At 47.8% G+C, this 17,433-nt stretch carries 10 protein-coding genes and 1 riboswitch; of the genes, 7 read left to right on the top strand and 3 right to left on the bottom strand.

Annotation, left to right across the window (positions count from 1 at the left end; all coding sequences use genetic code 11):
• Positions 1-124: 124 nt before the first annotated feature.
• The 3 genes from AC6I7T_RS33095 to AC6I7T_RS33085 all read left to right on the top strand — a co-directional run bounded on the left by AC6I7T_RS33095 (position 125) and on the right by AC6I7T_RS33085 (position 6,881).
• Positions 125-2,428, top strand: a complete 2,304-nt coding sequence (locus AC6I7T_RS33095) for a PAS domain-containing sensor histidine kinase (RefSeq protein ID WP_497795006.1) — start codon at positions 125-127, stop codon at positions 2,426-2,428.
• Complete coding sequence (locus tag AC6I7T_RS33090; protein WP_497795005.1) at positions 2,425-3,642, top strand: HDOD domain-containing protein; 1,218 nt, start codon at positions 2,425-2,427, stop codon at positions 3,640-3,642. The genes AC6I7T_RS33095 and AC6I7T_RS33090 overlap by 4 nt, the downstream gene beginning before the upstream one ends.
• Positions 3,643-3,719: 77 nt before the next feature.
• Complete coding sequence (locus tag AC6I7T_RS33085) at positions 3,720-6,881, top strand: PAS domain S-box protein (RefSeq protein ID WP_497795003.1); 3,162 nt, start codon at positions 3,720-3,722, stop codon at positions 6,879-6,881.
• Positions 6,882-6,986: 105 nt separating this feature from the next.
• Here the strand turns inward: AC6I7T_RS33085 and AC6I7T_RS33080 are convergent, their stop codons facing one another.
• Positions 6,987-10,070, bottom strand: coding sequence for an Ig domain-containing protein (locus AC6I7T_RS33080; protein ID WP_497795002.1), 3,084 nt, complete (start codon positions 10,068-10,070; stop codon positions 6,987-6,989).
• Between the two features lie 711 nt (positions 10,071-10,781).
• A riboswitch (TPP riboswitch) is annotated at positions 10,782-10,878 on the top strand.
• 68 nt (positions 10,879-10,946) lie between these two features.
• Here AC6I7T_RS33080 and AC6I7T_RS33075 point away from each other — a divergent pair.
• The 3 genes from AC6I7T_RS33075 to pnuC are packed head-to-tail and all read left to right on the top strand — an operon-like array spanning position 10,947 to position 15,066.
• On the top strand, positions 10,947-13,292 hold the full coding sequence (locus tag AC6I7T_RS33075) for a TonB-dependent siderophore receptor (RefSeq protein ID WP_497795000.1): 2,346 nt from the start codon (positions 10,947-10,949) through the stop codon (positions 13,290-13,292).
• A 14-nt stretch (positions 13,293-13,306) separates the two neighbouring features.
• Entirely contained in the window at positions 13,307-14,473 is a 1,167-nt protein-coding gene (locus AC6I7T_RS33070; protein WP_497794998.1) for a phosphotransferase enzyme family protein, read from the top strand.
• Positions 14,473-15,066 carry a nicotinamide riboside transporter PnuC gene (pnuC, locus tag AC6I7T_RS33065; RefSeq protein WP_497794997.1) on the top strand — a complete coding sequence of 198 codons (594 nt, stop codon included), beginning with the start codon at positions 14,473-14,475 and terminating at the stop codon, positions 15,064-15,066. The genes AC6I7T_RS33070 and pnuC overlap by 1 nt, the downstream gene beginning before the upstream one ends.
• 14 nt (positions 15,067-15,080) lie before the next feature.
• Here the strand turns inward: pnuC and AC6I7T_RS33060 are convergent, their stop codons facing one another.
• Both AC6I7T_RS33060 and AC6I7T_RS33055 read right to left on the bottom strand, forming a co-directional pair.
• A complete protein-coding gene (locus tag AC6I7T_RS33060; RefSeq protein ID WP_497794995.1) occupies positions 15,081-15,278 on the bottom strand; it encodes a hypothetical protein in 198 nt (65 codons plus the stop codon).
• Between the two features lie 746 nt (positions 15,279-16,024).
• Positions 16,025-16,255 carry a carboxypeptidase-like regulatory domain-containing protein gene (locus tag AC6I7T_RS33055; protein WP_497795562.1) on the bottom strand — a complete coding sequence of 77 codons (231 nt, stop codon included), beginning with the start codon at positions 16,253-16,255 and terminating at the stop codon, positions 16,025-16,027.
• A 587-nt stretch (positions 16,256-16,842) separates the two neighbouring features.
• Between AC6I7T_RS33055 and AC6I7T_RS33050 the strand changes: the two genes are divergently transcribed.
• Positions 16,843-17,355, top strand: coding sequence for a hypothetical protein (locus tag AC6I7T_RS33050; RefSeq protein ID WP_497794994.1), 513 nt, complete (start codon positions 16,843-16,845; stop codon positions 17,353-17,355).
• Positions 17,356-17,433: the final 78 nt, after the last annotated feature.

Genomic DNA, 17,433 nt, shown 5'->3' with positions numbered 1-17,433 from the left:
AGCAAAATAGATCTCTCAAGAAAGCTGTGCATAAAGCCGATAGAGTGCACAGCGATGGCTAACTGCGCAGGCTGGCCGTCCTTACCTAGATCCCAATCGAAAGGATGATCGGAGCGAGGCTCATATGCAATCGAGTACCCCGAAGCCTCATTCTCAACTCTCCAATCCGATCAAAGCCTGTATTGCAGTTGCAACACTTGGAGCGGTTGGAATTCTGTCCATCATACTGTGGACGGCGTCCGCTGTGCGCAAACATATCAGCGATGCTTCACTTTCGATTTTCCCTGCAGCACTCAATTCAGAGAAAGCGGCCATGGCTTTCGTTCGCATGAAAGGCCAGTACAATGAAGCGCTTAGGACAAAAAACAGAATAGATCTGGAGGGCGCCAATCACGAAGCGCTCACTGCAATTTCAGCTCTCGCTGCTGCAGGCCACGCAATGGCCTTCAAACAGCAGCGCCAGCGGCAGATTCTCTCATTACAACATCGAATCTTCAATCTTCAGTCACAACTGCAAATAGACCAAATCCCCAATAACAGGACTCCGCCAACTGACCCCAGACCTCCTGAAATTCTATTCCGGGGAAACGACGTTATAGAAATAGAACTCAAAACACTACAGAACGACCTGGCAAGTGACTTTCGCGACGAACTATCCTTTGTCAATCGACTTCTTAGGGTTCAAGAAATTCTAGAAATGATCGTACTCATTGCGGTTATAGTCGCCTTGTTTTTCTGTATACGATCGTGGGTTCGTACAATCTTACGAAATCGAGAAGATGAAATCCTGGACAAAGCCCATCTGGCAAGGGGGAGCGAACGGAATATGCTTCGTTCGCTTATCGATAACATCCCAGATTTCGTGTACGTGAAAGATATTCAAAGCAGGTTCCTGGTCGCTAATGTATTTCTTGCCCATGCTGTTGGACTAAAAGATCCCGAGGACCTACTCGGAAAGACAGATTTCGACTTCTTTCCAGCCGAGCTTGCTGAAGAGTTCTTCGCAGACGAACAACAGCTAATACTTTCCGGAATTCCTTTATATGGACATGAAGAAAAGCTGATCGATAGTACCACCGGTAAAGAAATTCATTACCTGACTACCAAAGTACCTCTGCGAGACACAAATGGCGAGGTGATAGGGATCGCGGGTATCGGACATAATATTACCGAGCGAAAATGGGCTGAGGACACAGTTCGAGAAGCAGAGCGAAAATACAGAGAAATATTTGACGAGGCAATTGTCGGAATATTCCAGACCCTGCCAAACGGACGCATACTGACCGCCAATCCTGCAATGGCCACACTTCTGGGATACTCTTCGCCGGAAGAGTTCCTCTCTATTGTCGGGAGCGACTTTAGCCAGATCTTTGCAAATCTGCAAGATCGTGACTTATACGCTTCATCTTTGAAAACCATGGAGTGTTTAAAGAACTTCGAATGCGAGGCTCTATGCAAAGATGGGAAGAAGATCTGGATGTCGTCAAGCATCCGAGTGATACGGCAAAATGAGGTTGTCGTACGCCATGAAGGGATGAGCCAGGACATTACCGAAAGAAAGTTTTTACAGTGCCGTCTGCTCCATGCGCAAAAACTGGAATCGGTCGGCCAACTTGCTGCGGGCATCGCCCACGAAATCAATACTCCAGCACAGTACATCGGCGATAATGTACGTTTTCTGAAAGATATATTCCCGGATCTCATTCATCTAATTGCCTGTTATGAGCAACTGGCGGATGCGATAAAAACAAATATTCTGACCAAAGAAGCAATCGATGCCGTCGCGGCGATTTCGGAGCGCATCGACGTAAGCTATCTCTTAGAAGAAATTCCTAAAGCAATAGAACAGGCCTTTGAAGGTATCAACAGAATTTCCACTTTGATCAACGCCATGAAGGAATTTTCTCATCCAGGAACAAAGAATAAGATTCCCATGGATCTAAATCACGCGATTCAAAGCACAATCACCGTTTCGCGGACAGAATGGAAGTATATAGCCGATATGGAGACGTCCTTCGACTCTTCCCTTCCTCCTATTTCGTGCCAACCTGATGAATTCAATCAAGTTATTTTGAACCTTATTGTTAATGCAGCCCATGCAATCGCCGACAAGGTAAAGACTAAAAACACAACTAAGGGATTGATCACGATTCAGACACAGTATCTTCCGCCTTATGCGGAAATCCGCATACAGGATACTGGCTCCGGAATTCCCGAAGGAATCCGGTCTCGAATTTTCGATCCATTCTTCACCACAAAGGAAATCGGGAAAGGCACGGGACAGGGACTCGCTATTGCCAGATCCGTTGTCGTAGATCATCATCAGGGCACCCTAGAATTCGAGACAGAGGAAGGCAAAGGCACGACGTTTATTATCAATCTTCCCGTGGCAGAGGATGCCCACATGGAAAAGGCCAGAACGCAATGAAACGCATTCTATTTGTAGACGATGAAACCAGGATCCTGGACGGAATCCGACGAATGCTTTACGCAAACCGGCATCGCTGGGACATGCAGTTTGCAGTTGGCGGAGCCGCCGCATTGCAAGCCCTTGAAACAAGCAGCTTCGATGTCGTCATCTCGGATATGAGGATGCCTGAGATGGACGGAATCACATTGCTCAAACAGGTTCGAGATATTGCGCCTGATACCGCACGTCTTATTCTTTCTGGTTATTCGGAACCGAGTTTATCTACCCATGCCGTTTCAGTTGCCCATCAGGTCCTGAGTAAACCGTGTCAAGCCGATGAATTAGTGACAGCTATCGAGCGAGTCTGTACCCTTCAGGAAGTCCTAAGCACCCCGGCCATTCGGAAGATCGTCGGCACAGTTGCTAACTTGCCTTCCCTATCCAGTACTTATGAAAACCTGACTCGCGCAGTTGACAACCCCTCAACGTCAACTGAAGAAATTGCCGCGATCATCGAACAGGATATGGCAATGGCGGCAAAGATATTGCAGCTTGTAAATAGTGCTTTCTTTGGAATATCTCATAGGGTAGTACACATTCAGAGTGCAGTTACATATCTAGGAGTAGAAACAATCAAGAATCTGGCACTCACATCGGACATTTTCAGGACTTTTGCACCTGGTTGGCGCTTTCATAAATCGATTCTTGAAACGATGCAACAACATGCGTTACGCACCGCTTCCATCACGAATATGCTCCCGCTTGATTCCAAGAAGCATGAAATAGTGGTTATCTCCGCACTATTACATGACATTGGGCAGCTGATCCTGGCTAGCCAGTTGCCCGACCAATTTCATTCCATACTCTCTCTGGTGGAAAAGAATAAATGCCGCCGCTACGAAGCAGAGGAGGAGATGTTGGGAACCTCCCATGCGGAGGTCGGAGCTTATCTTCTGGGTTTATGGGGTATCAACAGCGTTGTGGTGGAATCGATCGCTCACCATCATCACCCAACTCGAATATCTCATCCGGACCTCGATATTTCGGCAGCTATCTATCTTGCAGACCTCCTAGCACATGAACTTGAAGACAACCCAACGTTCCCACCCCGATCTGAGCTTAGTGAAGATGACCGTCTAGCACTCGACTCCATGGGACTTCTTAATGAATTTCCTTCACTGAAGGAACAGGCACGTCAATATCTTGCAAGATCTTCCAATCTCGCCACATGAGGAATGAGGAACGAGGACCGATTACTTGCTAGTAACTGTCCAACGAAACGGTTGGACACATTGGACAGGGAGTTACCATGCTGCCAGAACAAAACCTAGACAGATCATTAGCCGATATGACGCAATCCAATGGCGCAGATCTGTTCGAATTAGCATTCCACACAGCTACTATCGGCATGGGCATCCTGAAAAGCAATGGAAACTGGATTTGTGTAAACCACGCCTTATGTAATCTCCTGGGCTTCAATAAAACGGAGTTGATGCGCCGTAGCTTAGCATCGCTGATCTATTCCGAAGATATCTCAATCTCGATGCATTCGTTCCAACAACTCGTGGAAGGGAAAATCACCAGCTACCAGCTCGAAGAACGATATCTGCACAAGTCAGGACGCTTTATATGGGGACAGCTGACGGCCACAAGAGTACGGCTTCCAGATGGAAGCATCGTCATTGCAGGACATATTCAAGATATTACACGGAAAAAGGCTGCTGAAGAAGCCCTGCGACGCAGTGAAGCCCTATTCCGCACAGTAGGAGAAAATGCTGGCGATTTGATCTTTCTCCTGGACTTCCCCAGCTTCATTATCCGTTATGCAAGCCCAACGGTAGAGTCTCAACTTGGTCACCAGGTGTCACAACTTGTAGGAGAGTATTCTCTCGATCTCATCCATCCAGATGATCGAGCTACAGTCTTTCACGCGGTAGACGATGTGCTTAGAGAAACGCAAAACGGTAGCATTGCTGTAGTGCGGATGCGGGCTGCGGATGACTCATACCATTATGTTGAAACACATGGATGTACAGTCCGCAGCAGTGAAGGAGAGATTGAGCGCATTGTTGTCATCGGACGGATAGTAGATGACCGTTTAGCTGCCGAAAAAAGACTAAAAGACAGTGAGCAACGCCTTCAGCTACTTCTTGATTCTACAGCTGAAGGAATATTCGGACTTGATTTACAAGGCAACTTTACCTTCTGTAATACTGCATGCCTGAGAGTTCTTCGTTTCCAGACACCCAATGAAGTATTGGGTAAAAATGCCCATGATTTGATTCACTGTGCACATCAAGATGGTTCTCCTTATAAGAAGAAGGACTGCCCCATTGCTTCTACGCTAGCCCAAGGACATTCTGTTCATGTTGAAGATGAGGTGATGTGGCGTGCCGATGGGACTTTGTTCGCTTCTGAGTACTGGTCACGCCCTATCGTAGATGATGGAGTGCTCATTGGTGCTGTGGTGACATTTGTGGACATTACCGCTAGAAAAGCCGCCGAGAACGAACTAAGTAATGCACATCGAGAAGCAGAACTCTTTATCAACTCAGTGCCCTCGATTCTCATAGGCCTCGATTCCGAGGGTTTTATTAAGCGCTGGAATAATGCAGCCGAAAAAACGTTTGGCGTCTCAAAGAATGATGCTTCGGGAAAACACTTCAGCGAATGTGGAATTAAGTGGATTGGTAATGAGCTTGATTCTGCTATCCGGTTCTTCTCAACTAAGACCGAGCCTGTCCGCCTGGATCACCTGAGGTTCGAAAGAAACGGAGAAGAGCGGCTTTTGGGCCTAACCCTACGTTGGATAAGACCCTTTACGTGCGAGAACTCTGAGCTCTTGATCGTCGGCGCAGACATCACGGAACGAAAGCAATCGGAAGAAGAGTTGCGATGGAAGACAGCTTTCCTGGAAGCACAGACAAACTCAACAGGGGATGGAATTCTGATCGTCGACGATGCAGGGAAAAAGCTTCTTCAAAACCAGAAGCTTCTGGAACTATTCAACGTTCCGCAGCTCATCTCTGACAAAAACGATGATAAGCCACTTTTCGAATACATTAGAGATTGCATTAAGAACCCTGAAAGCTTTGCGGAGAAAGTTCGTTACCTGTATGCACATCGAGATGAAACAAGTCTCGACGAGATTGAATTGATTGATGGCACAATCCTGGAACGTTATTCATCGCCAGTTCTAGGCCATGCAGGAAGATATTACGGAAGGATATGGACCTTCCGCAATATAACTGAGCGCAAAGAGACCGAAAATATGATGCGGCAACTATCGCTAGCTGTCGAACAAAGCCCGGCATCTATCGTGATAACCGACCTCACAGGGACAATTACCTACGTCAATCAGAAGTTCAGTGAGTCGAGCGGCTATACCGCAGAAGAAGTGCTAGGGAAAAAGCCCAGCATCTTGAAATCGGGATACTCGTCTTCAGACGATTACCGGCAGTTATGGGCAAACATTACCTCCGGTAAGGAGTGGCGGGGGATCCTTCATAATCGCAAAAAAAGCGGAGATCTTTATTGGGAATCTTCAGTCATTCGGCCAATTGAAAACCAGCAAGGCGAAATATCTCACTTTCTAGGACTCAACGAAGATATTACAGAAAAACTCTCGATGGAAGCACAACTCCGTCAGGCCCAAAAACTAGAAGCGATCGGCCAATTGGCTGCAGGTATTGCGCATGAGATTAATACCCCGATGCAGTACATCGGAGACAATACCAGATTCCTTGAATCGGCGTGGGCTTCTCTAGAGGAAATCCTTTCTATATTGCATTCTCCCACGCAAACTTCTGCGCAAGAGCTCGATCACGAGATCCTGGAGCAGTTGCGGAAAGCCTGTAATGCAGCAGATCTCGAATATCTGAGCCACGAAATTCCATCCGCCATCAAACAATCGCTGGAAGGAATTCGAAGAGTAACGAAGATAGTTCAGGCCATGAAGGAGTTTTCTCACCCAGGAACAGAGGAGAAGACTCCTATCGATATTAATAAGGCAATTGAAATAACAATTACAGTTGCCCGAAATGAATGGAAATATGTCGCTGAACTTCAAACGTCTTTTGCAGTTGATCTTGGTTTAGTACCTTGCCATGCAGGTCAGTTCAATCAGGTAATCCTCAACCTCATTACAAATGCAGCTCACGCTATCACCCAAGCCATACAAGATGATCCCGGAAAGAAAGGCAAAATCACAGTTAGCACCTCTAGAATCGGCAATCATGCGCAAATAGCAATTTCGGATACGGGTGCTGGCATACCACAGACCATTCGCGCTAGAGTATTCGAGCCCTTCTTTACAACAAAGGAACCTGGCAGAGGTACGGGACAAGGGCTGGCTTTAGCTCACAACGTAATCGTGGAACGTCATGGTGGAACAATCTGGTTCGAAAGCGAAGAGGGACAAGGAACTGTTTTCTTTATACGCCTGCCACTCGGCACTGAGCCTTCCCAGTAGATTGTTTTCATTTCACACTAAAAAAACAGGTGCAAAGTGAGGGTCTAAACCTTCCACTTTACACCTGCTTTTATCTTGTAATCGTGCTCCCGTTATGGTTCTACTCTATTTTTCGACTGCCCCTACGCTTGGAGGATTGGATCGCGTGATGCCATAGTAGTCCAGCGTTATCCCTGGTAATGATGCACCATAGCCGATTGCCGAACTGTCAGGCGAAAGATGGAAATCGAAATCATCGAGTGTACCTTCAGCAGACATGCTAGTCGGCTCATTTGCGAGTTTTGGATCGACACAGAGTTCGTTAGCATTTCCGGTTGAAGGGCATCCACTGTTTTTCAGGTTGTAGATAATATTGTGATCCCGTTGAGTGAAGTTGACACCCGACGAGAAATAGGCGAATGCCGGTTGCTGTCCATTGTTGTATTTCGGATTAGTGTATCCGCGCATAAGATTATTGCGGAAGATGAGTGTACTGGAGCTGCAGCTGTTGCCTCCGCATTGGATATCCAGCGTCACATTCGAATATCCAACAATGCTGTTGTTTACAAAATTAAGAGTACCGCCGTTCTGAACTGCCATGGTAATTCCGTCGCCATTAGCACGGCAATAATCTGAAAGCGATGCATTAAAGTTAGGCGAAATGTCTCCAATAGGTGCCGATAGCCGATTGCAATTTGTAACCGCCAAGTTGTTTTGGAAGACAATATTCGTCATCGGACCCAGTTTATATTGCTGCCCCATGTTTCCATAGGAGGCTGAATTCGTGACAGTAATATTCGAACCAGACACATGCAATAGATCCAGTCCATCCTGAGTGTTGTACCGGAACAGGCAGTGGTCGCAAATAAAATTCAGCTGCGTATCGGGTGTACCCACGCCATCGCCGTAACCAGCAGAATTGTCATCCGCACACGAAATGGCAGGATAGTTATGAGTGATCGGATACTCCTCGTTGCACCCGTTCCATTCGACCGTGAGGTGACTGGCGTTCACAGCAGCACTTGCCGAAGATGAGCGACTTCCGTCATCAAATTCCCATCCCGCTAGTGAGTTATTGGCAATACGTACATTGTTGACGGTGACGGCTCCACCAATCATTCCATCGATGCCATTATTCGTGAATCCATGGATATTGAGATCCTGCAGCCATATATTCTTTGTCGTCAGATCGGTCATGAGGCCATTCTTGGCATAATCATCTACTGAATAAATACAATTCTGGCACTGTGAATGATCTGTGAGTTCAAAGCATTGCACATCGACGTACTGTGCACCTATTAGATAAAGAACGGAATAAACTCCTCCACCACCGAAGAGCTGAGTTTTAGGACTGGTACTACAAGTAGCGTAGTTCTCTCCGAGAATACGAGTATGCCTGCTGGCAGTTCCAGCAGGAATGACAGGGTTGTATGCCAGATATCCATAGCCCAGATTGTCGCCAAAGTCTCCTCCAGCGGCATCTTGGCCAAGACGCCATGGGCCGCCGCGAACGATGACTGTATCCCCACCGGCAATTACCCATGCCTTATTTTTTCCATCGGTATAGAGATAACGGAAATCATTGAATGCGCAATTCTGATTGATTCCACTACCTGGATACGGAGCGTCTGCTTTTCCATTGCACTGCCCCGATGTCTTGTTATCAGAATAGCGGGTTCCTCCATCCGGACGGATATACCAGGTTGTCCCGCTGCCAGCCGCATTGATCTGCAAGGTATAGTTCGCTGATGCATCCTGCTTCGTGCTGGAAGAATCTGTCACCAGAAGTCCGAAATTAAAAGCGCCGCTTTCGGTCGGTGTTCCAGACAAAACGCCCGCTGAACTTAACGTCAATCCTGCTGGTAGTGATCCTGAGCTTACGCTCCAGGTATAAGGAGTAGTTCCACCATTCGCAGTAAAGCTCGTGGAGTATGCTGACCCGACTGCACCACTGGAAAGACTAGTTGTAGCTATAGTCAGTGCCGAAATAGCTTTCTGGATAGCCAAACTGAAGGATGCTTGTGCGGTTTTCGCAGGAGCACTAGAATCGGTGACTTTGATAACGAATGAGGAAGTCCCACTCTGGGTCGGCGTTCCTGACAATACACCGGATGAACTTAACGTTAATCCTGTTGGCAAGGATCCTGAGCTCAAGCTCCAGATATAAGGAGTGGTACCTCCATTCGCAGCAAAACTGGTGGAGTATGCCGATCCAACTGTGCCACCGGAAAGAGTAGTTGTAGAGATTGCCAGTGGTGAAACGGCCTTCTGTATAGCTAATGTGAGCGATGCTTGCGCTGTCTTCGCAGGAGAACTAGAGTCGATGACTTTGATAACGAAAGAGGAAGTCCCACTCTGGGTCGGCATTCCTGACAACACACCGGTTGAACTTAACGCCAATCCTGTTGGCAAGGATCCCGAGCTTACGCTCCAGGTATAAGGAGTAGTGCCACCATTCGCAGCAAAACTGGTGGAGTATGCCGATCCAACTGTGCCAGCTGGAAGAGTAGTTGTGGAGATTGTCAGTGGTGAAACGGCCTTCTGTATGACTAATGTAAGAGATGTTTGTGCTGTCTTGACAGGAGACGAGGAATCAACAACTTTGACGGCGAGCGAGAAGGTACCACTTTGGGTTGGCGTTCCTGAAAGTTTTCCAGCACTGCTTAAGCCAATTCCCGCTGGCAGCGAGCCAGAAGCCAGAGACCACTTGTAGGGCTGCCGTCCACCTTTAGCAGCGAGTGCCGCAGAATAAGCAGTCCCGACTGTGCCACCTGGCAAACTAGCAGTAGAAATTGCCAATGGGGCAACTACGCTCTGAACGGTAATCTGCATTGCAGAATAATTTATTTGAGTAGAGCGCGCAGAATCTGCAACACCAAACGTCATGTAATATGTGCCGCTTTTCGTTGGCGTTCCTGATAATGCTCCGTTCGAGCTTAATTTAATTCCTGATGGTAGTGACCCATTTGAAACCCACCATTTGTAAGGAGAAGATCCTCCAGTCGCTGTCAGTGTAGTCGTATATGCGAGGCCAACTTGCCCATTGGGTGGATTATCGGTAGTTATTATAAGTGAAGAAGCTGCTTGAGCTTCACGTGCTACGACAAACGTCGCAGTAAAAACTAACAAGAAGCAAAATAGTTTTCGTGTAAACATAAAACACCCCAATCCGACACTTCCGGCATAAACTTCCGCAGAATCATTGCCCACCGAGCGACTTACCTCCTCGGAGGGAGAAACAAAGCACAAAACAGCTACAACAACAAATTCCGAATGGGGGCGGCGCATATCCCCAGCAGAGGGATGATGCGCAACTCAAGGGAGACTCCATGAAGAATCCCTGTCTCTATTCCTGGTATTGGTGGGGAAACAATAGCACGAGGACTTATATGGCTGCCAACATTACTTAAGTTTGGTAGCAGTCATCTGAACAAATATGATCAAAGAGAAATATGTGACGCTTAGGTATCGGATAGCCGCCTTGCATTAATATTTCTTAATACTCTACCTATGTAAGTTGCCGGGAACAATTAACTCATCTCCGACATAGGCTCATCTGTGTTGCAGAAAACATGCTGAGTCTATGACTTAAGCTTCATCGGGTTATGCTTGAGTTAATAAATCCCATACTCATAACCAAGAAGGCATAGCCATGCCGTCTTCTTACGAGTTCTCCATCCAAGGGGCAGAACACTCCCGTTTTGGATCTGAGAATTCGAGAATAAAGAAGGCGATCCGAATTCCACGATTGTTTGTCTGGAATAGGATTCATCCGAGACAGAGGAAAGAGCAGAGATTCCTTGTCAGAGGAGCTTGGCATCGGGCCTTCTTTGGGAATCTGTCGGCCAGCCTAAAATCACTCCATATCAAGGCCTTAATCGCACCCGGATTTGCAAGTTCGGGCGACTAGTGTTTGAATTGATAGTGAAACAGGGGTGCTCCACAAGAGTGGGGCTGAGAATATACCCTCTGACCCGATCCGGATAATACCGGCGTGGGAAGCTTTTCGGGACGAAGGACTTCAACCTTCGTGAACTGTAGCTTGAGCTCTCCTGTTCATTGTTTGTTGTAAAGAAGAGGATTCTCATGCACAGTTCAAAGTTTTTTACTCAGATCTCATGCTTTCTTTCCCCATTTTGCTTGCGCGATGAGCGCCAGGGTTCTACCCTCAGTTCCTCTTCTTCCTCGGCAAAACTATCGATCTCCTTCCACGTCACAAAAGCCGTATGGATGTCACTGGCGTTGCTATTAGGCCATACAGCCGTTATTGCTCAAAACACAGATCCCTCCCCCAGAAATTCACTATCCACGGAAGCATCCAGGCAGGTATCTCTCCCGAAACGCACTGACACTGTGGTTGTACAAGGGAAAATAGAGACGACGTATGTGCCCTCCAAGGTAGCTCTAGCTGGTTTTGAAGAAGCTCCTGCTGAGCAGATTCCCTCCTCCACCTTCGTCATAACCCACAGCGTATTACAGGATCAGCAAGCCAGGCTGCTTACGGATGTCATCAAAAACGACGCGGCCGTCGGTGAAAACTACGCTCCTGTTGGTTGGTTCCAAGGTGTCGAAATTCGTGGATTTCCTATTGATACAGCCACAGGCTTGCGCATTAACGGAATCACAATTGCCGGAGAACAGTTGGTTCCGCTCGAAAACAAAGAAAGCGTTGAGTTTCTTCACGGTTTGGCCGGGCTACAGGCTGGCGTAACCACTCCGGGAGGAATCATTAATTATGTGACCAAGCGCCCTGCAGTGATTCGCTCCGTAGAACTGGCTACAGATCACAGGGGAACGGCCTTGGGGCACATCGATTGGGGTGACTTCCTTGGACGCAAACAACAACTGGGGCTGAGAACCAACGTGGGAGCAGAACACATCCGCTCTTATGTGGACCATGCGGATGGCTCCCGAGAATTTGGAGCTCTTGCGGCCGATTGGAAGCTGGCAACGCAAACAATTCTGCGTGGAAATTTTGAGTATCAGCACTTGGTGCAGCGCTCGCTGAGCGGATATCAGTTGCTTGGTGGAACAATCGTCCCAACACACATCTTTCCTTCGACAATGCTGGGGGCTCAGTCCTGGACGAAGCCAAACACTTTTGATGCCTTTAACACTAGTATTCGACTAGATCAATATCTTTCCAGAAACTGGAAAGCATACGTAACCGTGGGTCGCAGTCGTTCCCTTATAGACGACAATGCGGCTTGGGCTTATGGCTCAGCAGTCGATCCCAATAGCGCAGACTACTATCGCTGTACTCCATATTGGTTTTTCTGCAAGGACGGCAGCTATGCCGTCTATGACTACCGCAGTCCCGGCGAATTGCGCGTCAATGATCAACTCCAGGGTATCCTGAGCGGCCAGTGGAAGACTGGGGCAATCAGCCAGGATTTAGTGGTTGGAACTAGCTTGATGAGACGAGCTGTCAATCTGCCTTCCTCGGTTTATGACTGGGTCGGAAATGACAATGTTTATGAGCCTTTACAACAATTTCAACCAAGTCCCAACAAGGCCGGACGTGCAACTCCAGCAAACGATGCGCATCAGTATGCGTTAATTGTGAATGATCATATCCATCTGCCTGCACGAATTGACCTCATTGTGGGGGGACAGTACAACGCACTTCGCGACAACTTTAAGCAGACCGACCCAGGTTCCGGGGAACACTACTGGGCAAAGGATAGAAAGGAAAGCTGGCTACCCCAGTATTCGGTTCTTTATCGCGCAACCAACTCCCTCACCGCATATGTCACCTACAGTACAGCCTTATCTCTCGGACCGCAGAGCCCATTCTGGGTGGTAAATTCCAATGAGTTTCTGCCTGCATTCTTTACCCGGCTTGCGGAAGCAGGCGTGAAATATGCCCCTGGCCACAAGCTCCTGCTCACTGCAGCCGCTTTTCGCATGCGTGCCCCTTTCTTCTATCCAAAGGAGGAAAGCGACGGGCTGCACTTTGTCAGGGAAGGCAGAGAGACACACCGCGGAATCGAGCTCAGTGCCCAAGGTACTGCAACAAATTGGCTTCGACTCACGGCAAGCATGGCAGCGATGCAGGGATTATCCGACAACACAGGAACACCGTCCTTCGATAACAAACAGATCATTAACCTTCCACACTTCAGATCTTCAGTAACGGCGGACCTGTCCGTTCCTCGTGTCCCAGGTTTATTCCTCGTCCCGGGATGGAATTACACCGGACGCAAGGCCGCCACAAGAGACGATCTGGTCAGTGTTCCCGGATACAATCTCTTCAACCTTGCCTTGCGCTACACCCCGCAGAAGGACCATAGCCGGATGACTTTTCGCCTCTATGCGGACAACATTGGAAACAAGCGATACTGGAAGGATACGGGAGCGAGCTACGGAGATACATTCCTTCACGTAGGCGCACCCGCAACCGTACGTCTTTCCGCCCAATATCTGTTTTAATGACAAAGACATATATGACTACAGAAGTAAAGACGTTGGGTTATATGGGTGATTGGATGACTCCGGAATGGCCACCTTTCACCCTGGAAGAAGCAGACCGCATTTTGAGACTCTTCCCCTGTGCCGGAGGTGCTCGAGAACTGCTATCCCAGAGCCCGCGTCCTTTTTCGGCAGCCAGTCTGGCTGCCACTCCGGGAGGCGAGTACTTCATCAAGCGGCACCATTGTTCGGTTCGCGATCGCGAAGGACTTCTGGAGGAACATCGATTTCTTGCATATCTCTATGCACATGGGGGCCGAGTACCCGAGGTTCTCCTGGATCAGAATGGCGATTCTGTAGTCACCTCAGGCGAATGGACTTACGAGGTACATTCGCTCGCTCCAGGTTTGGATCTCTATTGCGAAGAACAATCCTGGATTCCCTTTCATAGCTGTCACCAAGCCTATGCAGCAGGTCAAGCGTTAGCGAAATTACACAATGCCGCAGAAGGCTACCAGGCTCCAGCCCGTAAAGCTCGCAGCCTGGTTACGAGCTTCACAATTTTTGCGCAGCAGAATCCATGGCAAAAGCTTGAAGATTACATCGAATCTCGTCCCAAGCTCTCTCACTATCTTGAAGCCCTAAACTGGCGGGAACAAACCGAAAAACTGCTGCTTCCTTTTCACTCCAAGCTCAAACCCTGGTTGTCTTTTCTCACTCCACTTTGGACTCATAACGACCTGCACGGAACGAATCTTCTCTGGAGTGATGACTCGTCCGAAGCCGAAGTAACCTGCATTATTGACTTCGGTCTTGCCGACCGCACAAACGCAGCTCATGACATAGCTACCGCAATCGAACGAAGCGGTGTTGACTGGCTGGAAATAGATCGCAAAGCAAAAAATGTAATTCACTTCGATCAGATCCATGCGCTCCTCAATGGCTATGAAGCTATACGTCCACTTTATAGCGAAGAGGCTCAAGCCGTGGCTGCATTAATGCCATTGATCCATGCGGAGTTCGCACTTTCTGAAACTGATTATTTTCTCAGTCAACTAATGTCACCGGAGAAAGCTTCCCTTGCCTGGGACGGCTATTTTCTCGGACACGCTCAATGGTTTCATACAGAAGTAGGCCAAGAACTTCTCGACTACCTGGAATCCTGGGCAGACAGACCGCGCCATCGGAGTGAAAGCCAATAATGATGTCTCCCCTGGAAATCATCGCAGTCATTCTGAGCGTTTTGGGTGTATGGCTCACTACCCGGAGGAACCTTATGTCTTGGCCGGCGGGGATTCTGTCCTGTGCCCTTTATGCTGTCGTTTTCTGGAGAACCAGACTCTATTCGGACATGCTCCTACAATGCGTCTATGTAGCTGTTTGTGCCTATGGCTGGTGGCATTGGAAACATGGAGTTCAGGAAGAAGGAACAGTCCGAGTCGAAAACCTTTCGTTGGTGGGGTGGATTGCAGGCTTTGCTGCGGGCCTTTGTGGTAGCTTGCTGCTTGGCAGTGTTATGGCCCGTTATACGAATGCCGCATTGCCCTACATGGACTCTTCCCTAACCAGTTTTAGCCTTGTAGCTCAATTCTGGTCCACGAGAAAATATGTCGCCAACTGGATAATGTGGATTGCGGTAGACATAACCTATATAGGAGTCTATCTGTACAAGCATCTCGATCTCACTGCAGGACTCTACGCAATTTTCGTCGTCCTCGCCATTATCGGGTTCAGATCCTGGACACGTTCGCTACAAGCATCCAGCGAATCACATCTTTCGACTCTCGGCGCTTAATTTCAAGGCCTGCTCTAGTCAACTTCAACCCGTCTGCGGACCACACGTGTACCACCTCCGCCCCAAGCACAAAGCAAAGCGATGACATGTAGCAGGAACCAGATTGTGATGCCTTGATCCTGATATATCCAGAGAAGAATCAGAATGCGAGGAACAATCACCCAGAGGATGATGGGTATCAGACCGACTGCAGAGGGAATAAAGTGAATCATACTATGCTGCAGCCATGCGACAAAGATACATAGACGCGGAAGGAAAAGGGACAGGATGAGAAACCATAGAGGAATTGAGTGGAGAGGTAAGGTGAAAGAAATGTCCATGAACAAGCCTTTCGATCTTGCCAGTCGCTAAAGCCAAAAATCTTGCTTAACCGACTGGCAATCCTATTTTTAGGCAAATCAAAACCGCACCTACAAACTCAGATGCTTCCTCTCTGGTTTTCGTTCAACTTAATGATAATTTTAGACTTTTCGACAGCCTTGAACCGGTATCCCGCCCTTTTGTATTTGCTCAAAATCGAGTTCTGAGTTTGGGAAGAAAATCCTTGATCCCTAAAATAGTACAAAAAAGATGAAACCGGCTGTTGAAGACATAGTCCAAACGAAGGCCACCTGAATCTTCATCAACACTGTTCGGACCCACTAGAGTTACTACAGCAAGCAACGGATTACTTGTGGCGTACTGTCCCACAGGAAACGACCGCTGAAACGAATATTATCGAAGGATTCTCACAATTCATAGCGCAGGGTACGAGTGAATAGAGTTGTGATATTTGCCATCCGTTCAAAGGAAGCTGTGCTACTTCTCCTTCGCTGACGTTCATTCCGATGCGAGCACTCTGGTATCTACAGTAGCAAGCCCTCCTGAATCTACCATCACAGTGGTATTATTGCCCGAAACCTGCAAATTGACATGACGAACCAGTTCTTGACTAACTTGAAGGATAATATTCGATTCTTCATAAGTTTGCGAATCCCATGCGGCGAACAACTATCCGATAGGTGGAAGGCAATAATTGAGTAAAGGTATAATGCCCGTTTGCAGCGGCTACAGTTTCACGCCGAGATCCGGTCTTTTCATCTGTAATGGTCACAGACACATCCAGTAAGGCCGCACCTGACGGATGAGCAGCTGAGCCAGCAACTCTGCTCCTACTGACCGGGAATGAAGATAATGCAACAACAAAAATTACAAAACGGCAGGACTAAAGATCGCTTCATGAAAACCATCCTTTAGCACAATGAACGGGGGTTCGTTAGAGAACTGTTATTGAATTACCGAAATGAGGCAATTCCCGATATACGTAGGGAAACTTGTTACTGAAGCCAGTGTCTACATTTGATCCATGATCCACATCGCGCTTTATGTCACAACGTATGCACGAACCGCGTGTGTCATCCTCCATTTGTTCAGAAGAATAGCCTATTGGCGCATCCTGAATAATACAATCTAGACTCCCTCTTCAGTCAAAACTCTTGTACCTGTTTTGTTTTGCGTTTTATGCACAAGGCATGATGCAATTCTCGAAAATACATCGCAGAAAACCGATTCTCTTTGCCTCTTATTCACAGAGCGTCTATATTGTCATTGTCCACTCAGCACCGGGTACACGACACCCTGAACAATCTGTCATTGCTGTGCTGTAATTTAAGCCAGCAATGGGGAGATGTAGGCTAAATCCGCATCTGACTGAGTGGCAAAGTTAAACGAATTCGAGGATGACCAATACTGGTAGCACGTTGTCAGTTTGTGAATAGAGTACGGGGATGAGATGTCATGCAACGACTTTTGAAACGAACAACTTATCAGGTCAACGAGCAGGAGTCCAGTTGGACAGGCTTCCTGGTAGATCCAGAGCTTACGGCTTCCCTCTCCTTTCGTGGAAAAGAACTGGAAACCACTCACTTGAAGGAGCGTGGCCTGGTCCGAGAAGCCTGGAGTAAATGTCGAACTATCATTACCTCAAGTAATTCAAGAACTCTACACTACTTCCAAGGGTTTCAAAATCCCCCAAGTAACCAAGAATGCCGCGATCTCTGGGGTATTGTTGTTGTTCCAGCGGAACTGACAAATCTCGAAAAACATTTTGATGCTCTGAGTCATGGACTAACGATCTTTCCTCAGGAGCATCTCCACTGGCCGGCAATCGGATTTTTGAATCTCTATATTCAACTGTCAGGTAACGGTCAGACAAAATTCCAGCGTTTCGAGCGTTGTATATTCTGCGAGCAAAGCATCACCATCAATCCTCCGTGGAGAGATTGGTATGATTCGTTGTCATATGTCTAGGAGTGTGAAGCGCCGTTAAGCCCTGGGCGCTTCGTCTCATAGTAAAGCTTCTTGACTCCATGCCCCTTTATCAACATG

The sequence above is a fragment of the Humiphilus diazotrophicus genome (assembly GCF_059726315.1).
The sequence above is the reverse complement of the archived record's forward strand: the minus strand, read 5'-3'. Positions and strand labels throughout refer to the sequence as shown.